The sequence below is a fragment of the Pararhizobium sp. A13 genome, assembly GCF_040126305.1.
Lineage (GTDB): Bacteria > Pseudomonadota > Alphaproteobacteria > Rhizobiales > Rhizobiaceae > Pararhizobium.
This window is the reverse complement of sequence record NZ_CP149510.1, coordinates 1,044,662-1,060,000: the sequence shown is the minus strand read 5'-3', so window position 1 is coordinate 1,060,000 and position 15,339 is coordinate 1,044,662. Positions and strand designations below refer to the sequence as shown.

Genomic DNA, 15,339 nt, shown 5'->3' with positions numbered 1-15,339 from the left:
AAGGGCAAGGCCTTTGCGCAGAATTATCCGGACATGAAGCAGAAGCTGGCTGACGGCGAACTCGACATCATCTTCGCCTTCAACCCGGCGGAGGCGTCGGCCGGGATCGCAGCCGGTGAATTGCCGGACACGGTGCGCTCCTTCGTGTTTCCTGGCGGAACGCTCGGGAACTCCCATTTCGTCGCCATTCCCTACAATGCCAATGCCAAGGCCGGCGCGCTGGTGCTTGCCAATTTCCTGCTGTCGCCGGAAGCGCAGGCACACAAGCAGGATCCGAAAATCTGGGGCGATCCGACGGTTCTGGCATTGAGCAAGCTTTCGGAAGCGGACAGGGCAGCGTTCGCAGCGCTTGAGCTCGGCGTTGCGACCCTTCCGCCCGATCAACTCGGTCCTGCACTGCCCGAACCGCATCCCGATTGGATGACGCGGATCGAGGCGGAATGGATCAAGCGCTATGGGGCGGCAAACTGACGGACACCCAAACCGGTCGCGACTTCAGGGGGCTGAAATGAAGCGCCGCTTCGTCATGCCGAGCGTGATTCTTGCCCTCGTTGGCTTGCCGGTTCTGGCTGGGCTCGCGAGCACGATCGGCCCGGCCTTCGGCTATCTGCCGGCGCTTGGCGGTGACGATCTCACCTTTGATCATATCGCAGCGCTCGCAGCGCAGCCGCATCTCATGCGTTCCGCGCTGATCGGCCTGGCGACGGGGCTGGCCGCGACGGGCATCTCTCTCGGACTGGTCATGCTGTTTACGGCCGCTTTTGCGGGAACGCCGATGTTCTCGCGGATCCAGCATCTGCTGTCGCCGCTGCTTTCCGTGCCGCATGCCGCCGCCGCCTTCGGGCTCGCCTTTCTCGTTGCGCCGTCGGGGCTGGCGATGCGCCTCGTCTCGCCGGCACTGACCGGCTACGCCAGTCCGCCCGATTGGCTGGTGCCGCACGACCCGTTGGGATTGACGATGGTGGCGGGGCTCGTCGCCAAGGAGATGCCGTTTCTCTTTCTCGTGACACTGGCGGCTCTGCCGCAGGTGCCTTTGCGGGAGGCCCGGCACCTGTCGGCCAGTCTTGGATACGGGCGCATCCGCGGATTTCTCGTCAGCACCTGGCCGCTTGTCTACCGGCAAATCCGCCTGCCGGTTTTTGCCGTGCTTGCCTTTGCGAGTTCCGTCGTCGATATGGCGATGATCCTCGGGCCCGATCTGCCGGCGCCCTTACCGGTGCGCATTGCCGAATGGATGGCCGATAGCGATCTGCAGATGCGGTTTCTCGCCTCGGCTGGAGCACTGCTCCAATTCGGGCTGACCCTGACGGCCATGGCACTCTGGCTCACCGTCGAGAAACTGAGCTCCCTTGTTCTCCGCCGTATGTCCGGATCCGGTGCCCGCCATGTCAATGATCAGGTAATCTGCGGGATCGCCTGCGCCGCCATGATGATCTCGGCGGTGATGATCTTTCTTGGGCTTGCGGCACTGTTCGTCTGGTCGGTCGCCGGTCTCTGGCCATTTCCCGCCCTGCTGCCACATTCCCTGACCCTGAAACCCTGGATGCGGGCCTTGCCGGAGGTCGCGGGGCCGATCATCACGACGATCGCCCTTGCCGGCAGTTCGTCCGCGCTTGCCCTGCTTTTGGCAATCGGCCTGTTATGGCGGGAGGATTGTCGCCCGGGGGGCCTGCTGCAGCCGCTGCTTTACCTTCCGCTGCTCGTGCCACAGCTGTGCTTCGTCTTCGGCCTGCAGATATTGGGCCTCGTGCTCGGGTTCGGATCCTCCTTCGCGCTCCTGCTGCTCATTCATCTGATCTTCGTGCTGCCCTATGTCGTGCTCTCCCTGTCGCAGCCGTGGCAGGCTTTCGACCGGCGTTATGAAAGGGTGGCGGTCGGGCTTGGGAAGGCACCGCTCACCATTCTGCTTCGCATTCGCCTGCCGATGCTGACGCGGGCCTGCCTCACCGCCTTTGCGGTCGGCTTTGCAGTTTCCGCCGGGCTCTACTTGCCGACGCTTTTGATCGGCGCCGGGCGGATCGTCACCATCACCACCGAGGCAGTCGCCCTGTCATCGGGTGGAGATCGACGCATCATCGGCGTTTACGCATTGTTGCAGACCATCATTCCCTTCGCTGGATTTCTCATTGCGTCGCTGGTGCCGCACTTGCTATTCCGCGACCGGCGCGCGATGAGGATTTGAATGAAACCCGACGGCAAGGCAGACGGCCTCCATCTCGATGAGATTTCCATCAGTCTGGCTGGCCGGACGCTGCTGTGGTTGTCCGCAACTGTCAGCCCCGGCGATATCCTGACTGTCATGGGTCCGTCCGGCTCCGGAAAATCGGCCCTGCTGGCCTATCTCGGCGGCTTTCTCGATCCGGTCTTCACCGGCAGCGGCCGCATCCTCATCGACGGTCGCGACGTCGCCGGCATTCCCGCAGAGAAACGTCAGGCTGGCATGCTTTTCCAGGATCCGCTGCTGTTTCCCCACTTGTCCGTTGGTGGCAATCTTCTGTTCGGCCTGACGGCTTCCATCAGAAAGCGCGGTCAGCGCCGGCGCATGGCGGAACAGGCGTTAGCCGAGGTGGAGCTCAGCGGCTTCTTCGATCGGGATCCCGCCACGCTATCCGGCGGGCAGAAGGCACGGGTGGCGCTGCAGCGTGTGATGCTATCTGCTCCGCGCTTCCTCTTGCTCGACGAGCCTTTTTCGAAACTCGATGCGGGCCTTCGCGAACAGACGCGCGCCCTGATTTTTTCCAGGGCAAAATCCTCAGGGCTACCGATCATTCTCGTTACCCATGACCGCGCCGACGCGGAAGCGGCTGGGGGACGGGTTGTGACAATCGGCGAGGAAGCCGGGCGATGAGCGTGACGGACACACTGCCGGACCTGCCGATAAAGGTTATCCTTCCTGCGCTTGGAAAGGCTTTGGCGGCGGCGCCATCCGTTGTGCTGTCCGCCCCGCCCGGTGCGGGCAAGACGACGCTGGTGCCACTCTTCCTACTTGAGCAATCATGGCGCGGCGATGGCCGGATCATTCTGCTCGAACCACGGCGCCTCGCGGCCCGCGCCGCCGCCGGCCGCATGGCAAGCCTGCTTGGCGAAACGGTGGGCGAGACGGTGGGCTACCGTATGCGGCTCGACAGCCGGGTATCAGCCAAGACCCGCATCGAAGTGGTAACCGAGGGCGTCTTTGCCCGCATGCTGCTCGATGATCCGGAACTGCCCAATGTTTCGGCCGTGCTGTTTGACGAATTTCATGAGCGCTCGCTCGATGCCGATTTCGGGCTGGCGCTGGCGCTCGACGTGCAGCAGGCGCTGCGCGACGACCTGAAGCTGATCGTCATGTCGGCAACGCTGGACGTCGCGCGCGTTGCCGGGCTTCTCGGCGGCGCACCCGTCATCGAGAGCCAAGGGCGCAGCTTTCCGGTGGATGTGCGCTATCAGGAACGGCCGTCCACCGAACGCGTGGAAGACGCCGTGACGCGAGCGATCATCGAAACCCACCGTCAGGACACGGGTTCCATCCTTGCCTTCCTGCCGGGGCAGGCGGAAATCACCCGCACGGCCGAGCGGCTGGAAGGTCGGTTCGACGCGACCACCGTTGTCACGCCGCTCTTTGGCAATCTCAGCCAGAAAGAACAGGACGCGGCGATCCGCCCGGCACCGGCGGGCACGCGCAAGATCGTGTTGGCCACCTCGATCGCCGAGACCTCCATCACCATCGATGGGGTGCGCATCATCGTCGACAGCGGCTTGCAAAGGCTGCCGGCCTTCGAGGCATCGACCGGCATCACCCGTTTGGAGACCGTCCGCGTCTCACGCGCCTCGGCCGATCAACGCGCCGGTCGCGCCGGGCGCACGGAACCCGGAATCGCCATCCGTCTCTGGCATCAGGGTCAGACGGCAGCGCTTCCGGTCTTTACGCCGCCGCAGATCTTGTCGAGCGACCTGTCCGGTCTCGTGCTTGATCTTGCCCATTGGGGGGTGACAGATCCGTCCGGCCTTGCCTTTCTCGACCCGCCGCCACCCACGACATGGCAGGAGGCGAAAGCGCTGCTCATCCAACTCGGCGCACTCGATGGCAACGGCGCTTTGACGGCGCGGGGAAAGCAAATCCGGCAGCTGGCCCTGCCGCCGCGTCTGGCCGCCATGGCCGTTTCGGCGGCAGGGGAGGGACAGGCGTATGAAGCCTGTCTTCTGGCCGTTCTCCTGACCGAGCAGGGATTGGGTGGAAATGGTATCGATCTCGAAGACCGGCTGCGTCGTTTCAAGTCCGAGCGCGGCGATCGTGCTGATGCCTCGCGCGGCCTTGCCCGGCGAATGGCAAAGGGTTTGAGTGCCGGCAGGGAGACGAACGATCCGGTGCCGCCGGGCATCCTGCTGATGCACGCCTTTCCGGACCGGATCGCCTTGCAGCGCGGAGGGCGCGGACGTTTCGTCATGGCCAATGGCCGCGGCGCGGAACTGCCGGAAACTGAGCGCCTGGCCGGCGCTTCGATGCTTGTCATTGCCGACCTCACCGGGCGCGCCGGCGGCCAGCGCATTCTTGCCGCCGCAGAAATTTCCCGCGCCGATGTCGAGGCCCATATGCCGCAAGCGATCATTCGCGAGGACCAGACGTACTTCGACAAACCAAGCCGGCAGGTCCGGGCAAGGCGTGTGACGCGCCTGGGCGCCATCGTTTTCGAGGAAGCGCCGCTTCCGCGCCCAAAGGGCGAGCCGGCCGCCCGTGCCTTGGCCGATGGCGTGCGCCAACTCGGTCTGGCGGTTCTGCCGTTCTCGAAGGAGGCCGCTCAACTGCGTGACCGGATCGGTTTCCTGTACCGCACCATCGGCGAGCCCTGGCCGGACATGTCGGACGACCGCCTGCTGGCGCGGTTGGAGGATTGGTTCGTGCCCTTCCAGGGCGAGACGCGGGGCATAGACGACATCAGCGCCGCCAGCCTTTCCGAAGGGTTGCAGTCGCTGGTGCCGCACGAGATTGCCCGCGATCTGACACGCCTCGCACCGACGCATTTCGAGGCGCCGACAGGACAGCGCCACCCGATTCGGTATGACGGCGACGAACCGGTCCTGTCCATCCGCGTGCAGGAGCTTTTCGGACTGAAGGTCCATCCGTCGATCGGCGGCGGACGGCTGCCATTGCTTCTGGAATTGATCTCGCCCGGTCACAAGCCGATGCAAACCACGCGCGACCTGCCGGGATTCTGGGCCGGATCCTGGAAGGATGTTCGCGCCGATATGCGCGGCCGCTACCCGAAACACCCCTGGCCGGAGGATCCGGCAAACGCGCTGCCGACGACACGGGCAAAGCCACGTGGTACATGAAGCATGATGACGGCAATGACAGGAAACCGGATGACCGCGGCAGCAATCGATGGCGACGAACCGACCACAAGCCGCGTGCTGCGGCTGCAGACGATTGTTCGCCTGCGCTGGCTGGCCGTTGGCGGACAATCGATCGCGGTGATCATCACCGCCTTCTGGCTGCGCTTTCCATTGCCGCTGATTGCCTGCTGCTCGCTCATCGCCTTTCTTGCCTGGGTGAATGCCTACCTCACGATCCGCTACCCGCCGACGCACCGGTTACAGCCGCCGGCGGCCTTTGCCCTGCTCGGCATCGACCTGGCGCAATTGACAGCGCTTCTCTTCATCACCGGCGGCCTTGCCAATCCCTTTGCGCCGCTCGTCTGCGTGCCGGTCATCATCTCGTCTGCCTCGCAACCCAAATGGCACAGCGTCGCTTTGGCGGTCCTCGCCATTCTTGGGATCACGGCACTGGCGTTCACGCCCTTTCCGCTGCCGTGGTATCCGGGCGTCGTGCTTCTGGTGCCGACGATCCTCACGGCGGGCTTCTGGTTCGCCATCGTTTCGACCACGGCCTTTGCGGCTTTCTACACCTACCGCGTCTCGCTGGAGGCAAGCGAACTTTCCGAGGCGCTGACAGCCACGGAACTGGTGCTGCAGCGGGAAAAACATCTGTCACAGCTCGACGGGCTGGCAGCCGCAGCAGCACACGAACTCGGAACACCACTTGCTACCATCAGTGTTGTTGCCAAGGAGATGGAACGTGAACTCGGCGACGACCCGCGTTTTGGCGAGGATGTGCAATTGCTGCGCAGCCAGAGCGAACGCTGCCGCGATATCCTGCGGCGGCTGACGACCTTGTCTTCCGAAAACGAAGCCCATATGCGGCATCTGCCGCTGTCGTCACTGATCGAGGAGGTGATGGCGCCGCACCGCGAATTCGGCATCCTGATCAACCTTGTCGAAATAGGCGACCGCGCCAGCGAGCCCGTCGGCAACCGCAATGCCGGCATTCTCTATGGCCTCGGCAACCTCCTGGAAAACGCGGTCGACTACGCCAAAAAGGAAGTGACGGTGACCGTCACGCATACGCCGGACATCGTTTCGGTCACCATCGAGGATGATGGCGACGGCTATGCACCCGACATCCTGAGCCGGATCGGCGAACCTTATGTGACCAAGCGCCAGAAGGATGATAGCGCCGGCGGGTTGGGCCTCGGGCTGTTCATCGCCAAGACGCTGCTGGAACGCTCGGGCGCCAAGTTGACCTTCGAAAACGGTGGCCCGGAAAAGCCGGGCGCGCGCGTTAGCGTCGAATGGCCGCGCATGCTGATGGACACAAAACTGTCAAAATGACTTTACGGCGTTTTGAACCGGGAATATGCGAACTTACATGGAGCGCAGGAAAAATGAGACTTGTGCCGAGGATTGCGACATGACGGAAAGAACCACCGAACAGGCAGCCGCCGCCGGTGACGGCAAGCTGGATGCCTCGTTGATCGGAACCGACACCTCCCTGCTGATCGTCGATGACGACGCCCCCTTCCTGCGCCGCCTTGCCCGCGCGATGGAGACCCGCGGCTTTTCCGTCGATATCGCCGAATCTGTTGCCGAAGGCATCGCCAAGGCGAAGACCCGCCCGCCGAAACACGCGGTCGTCGATCTGCGGCTGGGCGACGGCAGCGGGCTGGACGTGATCGAAGCGATCCGCGCCCGCCGCGACGACACCCGCATCATCATGCTGACCGGTTATGGCAACATCGCCACAGCGGTCAACGCCGTGAAGCTCGGCGCGGTCGACTATCTCGCCAAACCGGCCGACGCCGACGACATCTTTGCCGCCCTGGTGCAGAAGTCCGGCGAACGCGCCGAGCCGCCGGAGAACCCGATGTCGGCGGACCGTGTCCGCTGGGAACATATCCAGCGCGTCTATGAGATGTGCGAGCGCAATGTGTCGGAAACGGCGCGGCGGCTCAACATGCACAGGCGCACGCTGCAGCGCATCCTGGCGAAGCGCGCGCCCAAATAAGGTGTGCTTGTCTTAGCTTTCGCTATCGAGGGCGCCGGAAACGATTTCCCGCATATTCGGGCTGGTGTCGCCTGCGCGATCCGCCGACCATTCCGCCAGCATCAGCCGCTGTGCCGCGACCCGCGCGAAATTGAGGGATACCGACTTTCGCGTCGGAGCTGACAGTCTGTGTTCCGGTGCGTCGCGGATCATCTCCGCATCATAACCGTCCGACAGCAAAAGGCCGCACTCTTCCGGAAAGATGTCGAGCGGCACGCCGCTATGGGTCGCGAAGTAAAGCCGGTCCGAGTGCATGCGGTAGTCCGGCCATTTCCGATCCACCTTGAAATCCTCGATCGACGTCTTGATCTCGATAATCCAGATGTCTCCCTTCGGCGAGATGGAGATCAGATCCGCTCGCCTGCCGCTCGCAAGCGTCAGTTCCGGCAAGACCGCGTGACGCATTTCATGCAAGTAACGCTGCACGCCGCGGCGCACCATGAGCGCGCGCTGCGACTGCCGGCCGTCGATCAAAGGACTATCGTTGTGGATAGAGAGAATCGCCATGCATTAATCTCTGGCACAAGGCCGCTTTTGTTGCAAAAAAACACTCCGTGGAGTTTTTGAAACATCCGGCAGAAATGCTGCACCGCATTCACTTGCAATCGGGATGTTAATCGAAAATAAACCATAATCGCTGATGGTCGAGCCGACCCAGATATTCTTAACTTCATTTTAAGAGACACCCATGCGCTTCCGCAATGCAGTTCTGCTGTGCAGCCTCGCGGCCACCCTCGCTTTGGCCAGTTGCTCCACCGCACCGATCTCTCCCATCGGTGAAAAAGTCGCGACCAACCAGATTTTCTCCAGCGGCTATGGTCCGGTCGAAGACCACGGATACGCCCTGCCGGCGATCCCGATCAACAAGGTCAACGAGCGGTTCCACCGCCAGATCGTCGACTATACCACGGCCGAGAAACCCGGCACGATCATTGTCAACACGCCGAGCCGATTCCTCTATTTTGTGCTGCCTGGCGGCAAGGCCGTTCGCTACGGCATTGGCGTCGGCAAGGCGGGCTTCGCATGGGAAGGCCGCGCCTATGTCGCCTGGAAGCAGGAATGGCCGACCTGGCATCCGCCGAAGGAAATGGCCGAGCGCAAGCCGGAAGTGGCGCAATATGTCGAGGACGGCATGGGCCCGGGCCTGCGCAATCCGCTTGGCGCACGCGCCATGTACCTGTTCAACGACGAAGGCAAGGATACGCTGTTCCGTATTCACGGCTCGCCGGAATGGGCATCGATCGGCACCGCCGCCTCTTCGGGCTGCATCCGGATGATCAACCAGGACATCATCGATCTCTACGCCCGCGTCCGCCCGGGCAAGAACACCCGCGTCATCGTCCAGCAGTAACCGCTGGCGCGAACATCGCAGATACTTTCAAATCCCCGGCCCGTCCGGGGATTTTGTTTTTACGGTCGCCAATCTGCCTGAAGCTTCCGCCTTGACGCCAGGCTTCCCCTTTCCGATATCTGCCTGCAGCGTTTTGCGGAGGCTTCCTCTTGTACGATATCGAAAATCTCGCGGCATTGATGGACAAGCATACACATCAGGACGGTGTGCATCCGACAGCGATTCCGCGGGTCTTTCTCATTCGCGCCTCCCATCCCACCACCCCCCTTCACGTTCTGCATGCACCAGCTGTCTGCATCGTCGCCCAGGGTGAAAAACAGGTGATGCTGGCAGATCGCATCTATCGATACGATCGCAGCCGCTATCTGACGGTTTCCGTCGACCTGCCCGTTGTCGGCCAGATCATCTCCGCGACGGCGGAAAAGCCCTATCTTTGTTTCCGAATCGACCTCGATCCGGTGCTGCTCAGCGAAATCCTGATCACCGCTGGGCAACCGGAAACCGAAGAAAGGGGCGCCGCTTCCAGTGGCCTGTTTGTCAACGACGCCACGCCGGATCTGATCGAGACCGCTGCGCGGCTCGTGCGCCTGTTGGATAGTCCATGCGACATCGCGATGCTTTCGCCGCTGATCGAACGCGAGCTTCTCTATCGCCTGCTGGTCAGTCCGCAAGGCGGACAATTGCGCCAGATTGCCCATGGAGAAAGCCGTTTGCGGCAGGTCAATGCCGCGATCGGCTGGATCCGGCGCAATTTCGACAAGCCGCTGAGGATCGAGGACATGGCCGAGCAGGCCCGCATGAGCGCTTCTTCCTTCCATCAGCATTTCAAGGACGTCACGGCCATGAGCCCTCTGCAGTACCAGAAGCAGCTACGCCTGCAGGAAGCGCGGCGGCTGATCCTTGGCCAAGCGCTTGACGCGGCAACCGCAGCCCATACGGTCGGCTACGAAAGTCCGTCGCAGTTTTCACGGGAATATGCGCGTCTGTTCGGCGCGCCGCCACTGCGCGACATCGCCCGATTGAAGGCTTCGCCGGACTATCTGCTGCAGGCTTGAGGGCACCCGAGGGCACCCGCAAGCGTTTGTTTATTTCTCACGGCGTAGCACCATGCCGGCATGGTGGAGAACGTCGTCGATGAAATCGCCATCGGCGGTGAAGCCCGTGTCGTCGACGTAGTCGATATGCGTACCGGTCACGGTGTACCGTCCACGATACGCGCTGCTGCGCCTTCCTCTCGCCTCGTCGTAACGGCCCTCCGGCAAAAGCTCATGGCGGATATAGCCGTCCGCTGTGACCCACATGCCGACATAGGGATGATCTGCCATCGCCGTCTCCTCAATAAGGGCTTGCTGTCGGACGAACAATCAGCTCACTGACATCCACGTCATCGGGTTGGGCGATGGCATAGCCAATCGCGCGGGCGATCGCTTCCGGAGAAATGGCTATTTTGCGGAAGCCACGCATCGTCTCGCGTGCCGTCTCGTTGGAGATGGTTTCGGCCAACTCCGATTCGGTGACGCCGGGCGAAATCACGGTGACGCGAATCCGGTCGTTCTCCTGGCGCAACCCTTCCGAAATCGCGCCTACCGCGAATTTCGTGGCGCAATAGACCGCAGCCGTCGGCGAAACCGCGTGGCCGCCGATCGACGACAGATTGATGATCTGACCGGTTCCCTGAGCCTTCATGATCGGCAAGCTTGCGGCAATGCCATGAAGTACACCGCGAATGTTGACGTCGATCATTCGGTCCCACTCCTCGACTTTCAGCGCGTCGAGCGGCGACAGCGGCATGACGCCGGCATTGTTGATGAAGACGTCCAAGCGGCCATATTCGCGGACGGCCTCGCGGGCAAAAACCTCCATGTCGGCACGATCGGTGACGTCGAGTGCGCGGCAAAATGCTGTTCCGCCTTCCGCTTTTATGGCTTCGATCAAGGCCTCCAGCCTGTCAGTGCGGCGTGCGCCAAGCACGACGCGGGCGCCTTCCGTTGCAAGGTATCGCGCCGTCGCCTCGCCGATACCGCTGCTGGCGCCGGTAATGGCGATCACTTTTCCGGTAATAGCTGACATTTTCATTATCCCTTTTCTATTGCGGCGGGAACGCCCGCCGCTGGAAAGGACAATGATGCAGAACGCCGTTTCAGCGGTAGATCATCCCTCCAAGAGTCTTGCCTGATCCTCCAGGGAGATTGCGAATCTGCAGGAATCTCCGATCGGTCAAGCTGCCTGGCTTGCCTTCAACTCCAACCGACGGCGATGCAGGACCGGTTCGGTGTAGCCGTTCGGCTGTTCGCGGCCCTTCAGCACCAGTTCGAGCGCTGCCTGGAAGGCGATGGAGCCGTCGAAATTGCCGGCCATCGGCGTGTACGCCGAATCACCTGCGTTCTGCCCGTCGACGACAGACGCCATGCGCTTCATCGTCTCGACGATCTGCGTTTCGGTGACGACGCCGTGATGCAGCCAGTTGGCCATATGCTGGGCGGAAATGCGCAGGGTCGCGCGGTCTTCCATCAGGCCGACATTGTTGATGTCGGGAACCTTGGAGCAGCCGACGCCCTGATCGATCCAACGAACGACGTAGCCGAGAATCCCTTGAGCATTGTTGTCGAGTTCGCGCTGGATTTCCTCCGGCGTCCAGTTCGGTCGCGATGCGACCGGGACAGAGAGGATATCGCTGAGTTTTGCACGCGCGCGGCTCTTCAAGCCTGCCTGAACGGCGGCGACATCGACCTTGTGATAGTGCGTTGCATGCAGCGTCGCGGCCGTCGGCGACGGAACCCAGGCCGTGTTGGCGCCAGCCTTCGGGTGAGCGATCTTCTGCTCCAGCATCGCCGCCATCAGGTCGGGCATCGCCCACATGCCCTTGCCGATCTGGGCGTGGCCGGACAGGCCGCATTCCAGGCCGATATCGACGTTCCAGTTCTCATAGGCACCGATCCAGGCGGCCTGCTTCATGTCGCCCTTGCGGATCATCGGACCGGCTTCCATCGAGGTATGCATCTCGTCGCCGGTACGATCGAGGAAACCGGTGTTGATGAAGACGACGCGCTCCTTCGCCGCCCGGATGCATTCCTTCAGGTTGACGGTGGTGCGGCGCTCCTCGTCCATGATGCCCATTTTCATCGTGTTTGGCGCCATGCCCAGCGCCTCTTCGACGCGGCCGAAGATTTCCGAAGCAAAGGCGACTTCTTCCGGACCGTGCATCTTCGGCTTGACGACATACATCGAGCCTTCGCGCGAATTCATCCGGCGGCCGTTCGGGCCGATATCGTAGAGCGCGATCAGACCGGTAATCATCGCATCCATGATCCCTTCCGGAACCTCGTTGCCATCGCGATCGAAAACGGCGGGATTGGTCATCAGGTGGCCGACATTGCGCACCAGCATCAGAGCGCGACCTTTAAGCGAAATCTCCGATCCATCCGGCGCGGTGAAGCCGAAATCCGGATTGAGCTTGCGGATAAAGGTGCTAGCGCCCTTGGTGACCTCCTCCTGCAGGTCACCCCTCATCAGGCCGAGCCAGTTGCGATAGACGACGGCCTTATCCTCTGCATCGACGGCGGCGACGGAATCCTCGCAATCCATGATCGCGGTGATCGCCGATTCGAGGATGACGTCGGAAATATGAGCGGGATCGTCCTTGCCGGTCGGCGTCGATGCATCGATGACGATCTGGATATGCAGGTTGTTCTTTTTCAAGAGCAGATGAGATGGCGACGCGGCATCGCCGCGGGAGCCGGCAAATTGAGCCGCATCGCCGAGCGTCGTCGCACCGGCAGCCGTCGAAATGGTCAGGTTTGAGCCGGTAACCGCAAACCCCGTGACGTCCTTCCAGCTTCCGGCAGCAAGCGGCGCACTGGCATCGAGAAAGCCACGCGACCAGGCGATAACCTTCTGTCCGCGAACCGGGTTATAACCCTTGCCCTTTTCCGCGCCGCCGTCTTCGCTGATGGCGTCGGTGCCGTAGAGCGCATCATAGAGCGAGCCCCAGCGGGCATTGGCGGCGTTCAGGGCGTAGCGTGCGTTCATCACAGGAACGACGAGTTGCGGTCCGGCGATGGTGGCGATTTCCGGATCGACATTGCTGGTGGAGACGGAGAAATTTGGCCCTTCCGGCAGAAGATAACCGATCTCCTTCAGAAAGCTTTCATAGGCAGCCATGTCGACGGGCGCGCCGTTTTGGCGGTACCAGGTGTCGAGCGTCTCCTGAAGCACGTCACGTCTGGCGAGAAGGGCGCGATTTTTTGGCGCCAGATCGTGAACGATCTGAGAAAAAGCGGTGTAGAATCGATCGGCGTCGATACCGGTGCCCGGCAATGCCTCGTTCAACAGGAAATCGTGCAGGCCCGCATCGATCTTCAATCCATTCTTTTCAATCCGGCCCATCGGCAACTCCCTGAAATAACGCGCAAATATGAGAGGCCGCAGTCTCTCATGGTTTCATTCCCTGTCAATCCAGCGAAAATGCGAAGAATTATTTCCAGAATGGAACAAATCAGTCATGCGCGACGCGCGGCCGGCCGCTGGCAACCGCCGTGAACCGCGCCTCGATGAGCTTTCGACTGCCCTCAACTTCCGGCGCATCGATATCCTCACGCATCATCACAGCCGGCTCGTCCGCGCCATTCGCCCGGGCCGAAGCCAGCGCCGCCGTTTCCGCCCGCTCTCGCGCGGATGCGAAGGCCTTGCCTTCATCCAGGAAGCGGCTGCTCGGCCCGGCACCGTTGACGATGAAGATACCCTCTTCCGGCGTCGTGACAAAGACGGTCACTGAAGCCCGCACCTGGCCAACGACCGCGCCGACCGCATTGGCGACACCCGCCTCTTCCGGAATGCACGACTCTGCGCGCAGCATTTCGGCGATAGCCGGATAATAGACCGGCGCGGAAGCACCGAGCCCGACCAGCGGCCGGTCGAGCGAGAGGGAAAAGCCGACAATGCCACGCTCACGCTTCAGCGCCCGATCAACAGCCAGCGACACGGCCGGATCGATCGCCGCGCCGTCCTCCGCCAGACAGGAGGAAAGAATGACTTCGGCGGACTGACGCGTGAGCCGGGCGACGATCAGTTCCGACAGTTCCTCGGCCGAGGCGGCAATCGGCTTGCCCGACCCGTCCTTGGTGCGCGCGGCAAGTTCAGCCCCCAACCGCGCGGCCGTCACATTCCACTGCCCCTGGCGTCCGAGCACATGCATGGCGTCCGACGGTGTCAGGCTGCAGATATGCACAAGGCCGCGTGCTACCAACCGGTCCAGCGTCGCCTTCTGCGGGGTGCTCGTCAAAAGATGTTCCAACGACACCGGCACCGCGCCGATCCGCTCGTACAAGGCCTGTTCCAGCGTGTGAAGACCGCTCGCCAGATGGTCCGGAAGGCCGGTGCGGACGGCGAAACGGCCGTCATGACGGCCGACATGGGCCGTGCGCAACTGCCGTTCGAGCACGGAAATCACCGCATCCTCATGCTGGGCAGCCGCGAGGCTCAGAGGCAGGAACCGGCGCGGTCCGAGATCGATCTTCGCCTTGAGGCCGCGATCGTTGATGCGGACCTCCGAATCGCCGCCAAGCCCGAAGGTCCGCATGGCGACCGCCTCGACCATCGTGCGGAATCCGCCGACGACCGCGCCCTCCGCATCGAGACGCGGGCGTCCCTGGTCGAGCACTGCCACATCCGTCGTCGTGCCGCCGATATCGGAGACGACGGCATTGTCGAGGCCGGTCAGATGCCGGGCGCCGACAAGGCTTGCAGCGGGGCCGGACAGAATGGTCTCGATCGGCCGCAACCGGGCTTCGGCAGCGGAAATCAAAGCGCCATCGCCACGTACCACCATCATCGGCACGTCGATGCCGCGCTGTTGCAAAAAGCCTTCGCAGGCACCGATCAGCCGGTCGATCATTGAGACCAGGCGGGCGTTGAGCAGCGTCGTCAGGGCGCGGCGCGGGCCGCCCAACTTGGAAGACAGCTCATGGCTGCAGGTGACCGGCAGATGCGAGACCTCACGGATACGGTCGCGCACCCGCTGTTCGTGAGCCGGATTCCGCACGGCGAAATAGCCGGCGATCGCGAAGGACGAAACCTCTCTCGAAAGCTGCGGCAGCGCCTCATCCAGCGCCGTCATGTCGAGCAGCGTTTCGCCGCCATGCACATTGTGGCCGCCCGGCAGGAAGATCACCGGATCGGAGCCGAGCGCTTCTGCCAAGCCGTCGCGCTTCAGGTCATCAGGACCGAAACCGATCATGACGAGGCCGGCGCGCCCGCCTTGACCTTCGACCAGCGCATTGGTCGCAAGTGTCGTCGACAGCGAAACGAGGCTAATGGCGGAAGCGGGAGCTTTGGCCTGCTCCAGCACCGCCTCGACGGCGCCGGCGATGCCGACGGAGAGGTCGTGGCGGGTGGTCAGCGCCTTTGCCTTGGCGACGACGCCCGCAGTCTCGCTGAAGAGAACCGCATCGGTATAGGTTCCGCCGGTGTCGATACCGAGGAGAAGATGATCAGTCAAAGCAACGTCCATTCCCGCAGCGCCGGAAACCCGGCTTCAAAGCATATGGTCGAGGTGATATGACATCTTTCAGCGAAAGGCCATCGCTGCGCCGACGTGGATATTTCAACGCAGCGACAACGCGACACAAGA

General features: G+C 62.5%; 13 protein-coding genes (1 of these 13 running past the window's edge). 8 read left to right on the top strand and 5 right to left on the bottom strand.

The features are described 5' to 3' along the window. The 6 genes from WI754_RS05030 to WI754_RS05005 form a co-directional block, all read left to right on the top strand. Positions 1-471 carry the final stretch of an ABC transporter substrate-binding protein gene (locus WI754_RS05030; RefSeq protein ID WP_349436562.1) on the top strand. Its footprint begins 768 nt before the window's first position, so the window shows 471 of its 1,239 coding nt (coding positions 769-1,239); its start codon lies beyond the left edge, outside the window; it ends in the stop codon at positions 469-471. 37 nt (positions 472-508) lie between these two features. Next, the gene (locus WI754_RS05025) at positions 509-2,182 is read left to right on the top strand and encodes an ABC transporter permease (protein WP_349436561.1); all 1,674 of its coding nucleotides are present in this window, start codon (positions 509-511) and stop codon (positions 2,180-2,182) included. Beyond that, on the top strand, positions 2,183-2,848 hold the full coding sequence (locus WI754_RS05020) for an ATP-binding cassette domain-containing protein (RefSeq protein WP_349436560.1): 666 nt from the start codon (positions 2,183-2,185) through the stop codon (positions 2,846-2,848). Then, positions 2,845-5,313 (top strand): ATP-dependent helicase HrpB, encoded by a 2,469-nt coding sequence (hrpB, locus tag WI754_RS05015; protein WP_349436559.1) that lies wholly within the window; start codon positions 2,845-2,847, stop codon positions 5,311-5,313. The genes WI754_RS05020 and hrpB overlap by 4 nt, the downstream gene beginning before the upstream one ends. A gap of 30 nt (positions 5,314-5,343) precedes the next feature. Further along, entirely contained in the window at positions 5,344-6,648 is a 1,305-nt protein-coding gene (locus WI754_RS05010; RefSeq protein WP_349436558.1) for an ActS/PrrB/RegB family redox-sensitive histidine kinase, read from the top strand. Between the two features lie 79 nt (positions 6,649-6,727). Continuing rightward, positions 6,728-7,321 carry an ActR/PrrA/RegA family redox response regulator transcription factor gene (locus WI754_RS05005; RefSeq protein ID WP_349436557.1) on the top strand — a complete coding sequence of 198 codons (594 nt, stop codon included), beginning with the start codon at positions 6,728-6,730 and terminating at the stop codon, positions 7,319-7,321. 12 nt (positions 7,322-7,333) lie between these two features. Here the strand turns inward: WI754_RS05005 and WI754_RS05000 are convergent, their stop codons facing one another. After that, positions 7,334-7,867: an MmcB family DNA repair protein gene (locus WI754_RS05000; RefSeq protein WP_349436556.1), complete on the bottom strand. Its 534-nt coding sequence runs from the start codon at positions 7,865-7,867 to the stop codon at positions 7,334-7,336. Positions 7,868-8,048: 181 nt separating this feature from the next. Here WI754_RS05000 and WI754_RS04995 point away from each other — a divergent pair, with 181 nt between their 5' ends. Both WI754_RS04995 and WI754_RS04990 read left to right on the top strand, forming a co-directional pair. Beyond that, positions 8,049-8,711, top strand: coding sequence for a L,D-transpeptidase (locus WI754_RS04995; RefSeq protein WP_349436555.1), 663 nt, complete (start codon positions 8,049-8,051; stop codon positions 8,709-8,711). A gap of 149 nt (positions 8,712-8,860) precedes the next feature. After that, a complete protein-coding gene (locus tag WI754_RS04990) occupies positions 8,861-9,766 on the top strand; it encodes an AraC family transcriptional regulator (RefSeq protein WP_349436554.1) in 906 nt (301 codons plus the stop codon). A 30-nt stretch (positions 9,767-9,796) separates the two neighbouring features. On the opposite strand, the gene WI754_RS04985 is transcribed toward WI754_RS04990, so the two are convergent. The 4 genes from WI754_RS04985 to WI754_RS04970 form a co-directional block, all read right to left on the bottom strand. Then, positions 9,797-10,036, bottom strand: coding sequence for an Atu4866 domain-containing protein (locus tag WI754_RS04985; protein WP_349436553.1), 240 nt, complete (start codon positions 10,034-10,036; stop codon positions 9,797-9,799). 10 nt (positions 10,037-10,046) lie between these two features. Then, positions 10,047-10,781: an SDR family oxidoreductase gene (locus WI754_RS04980; protein WP_349436551.1), complete on the bottom strand. Its 735-nt coding sequence runs from the start codon at positions 10,779-10,781 to the stop codon at positions 10,047-10,049. Between the two features lie 147 nt (positions 10,782-10,928). Then, the gene (locus WI754_RS04975) at positions 10,929-13,097 is read right to left on the bottom strand and encodes a malate synthase G (RefSeq protein ID WP_349436549.1); all 2,169 of its coding nucleotides are present in this window, start codon (positions 13,095-13,097) and stop codon (positions 10,929-10,931) included. 109 nt (positions 13,098-13,206) lie between these two features. Beyond that, a complete protein-coding gene (locus WI754_RS04970) occupies positions 13,207-15,207 on the bottom strand; it encodes a hydantoinase/oxoprolinase family protein (RefSeq protein ID WP_349436547.1) in 2,001 nt (666 codons plus the stop codon). Between the last annotated feature and the right edge of the window lie 132 nt (positions 15,208-15,339).

Excerpts from the sequence above, each read along its gene's own strand:
- WI754_RS05000 (WP_349436556.1), bottom strand. The coding sequence starts at position 7,867 with ATGGCGATTCTCTCTATCCACAACGATAGTCCTTTGATCGACGGCCGG.
- WI754_RS05025 (WP_349436561.1), top strand. The coding sequence starts at position 509 with ATGAAGCGCCGCTTCGTCATGCCGAGCGTGATTCTTGCCCTCGTTGGC.
- WI754_RS04980 (WP_349436551.1), bottom strand. The coding sequence starts at position 10,781 with ATGTCAGCTATTACCGGAAAAGTGATCGCCATTACCGGCGCCAGCAGC.
- WI754_RS04985 (WP_349436553.1), bottom strand. The coding sequence starts at position 10,036 with ATGGCAGATCATCCCTATGTCGGCATGTGGGTCACAGCGGACGGCTAT.
- WI754_RS05005 (WP_349436557.1), top strand. The coding sequence starts at position 6,728 with ATGACGGAAAGAACCACCGAACAGGCAGCCGCCGCCGGTGACGGCAAG.
- WI754_RS04975 (WP_349436549.1), bottom strand. The coding sequence starts at position 13,097 with ATGGGCCGGATTGAAAAGAATGGATTGAAGATCGATGCGGGCCTGCAC.
- WI754_RS05010 (WP_349436558.1), top strand. The coding sequence starts at position 5,344 with ATGACCGCGGCAGCAATCGATGGCGACGAACCGACCACAAGCCGCGTG.
- hrpB (WP_349436559.1), top strand. The coding sequence starts at position 2,845 with ATGAGCGTGACGGACACACTGCCGGACCTGCCGATAAAGGTTATCCTT.
- WI754_RS05020 (WP_349436560.1), top strand. The coding sequence starts at position 2,183 with ATGAAACCCGACGGCAAGGCAGACGGCCTCCATCTCGATGAGATTTCC.
- WI754_RS04995 (WP_349436555.1), top strand. The coding sequence starts at position 8,049 with ATGCGCTTCCGCAATGCAGTTCTGCTGTGCAGCCTCGCGGCCACCCTC.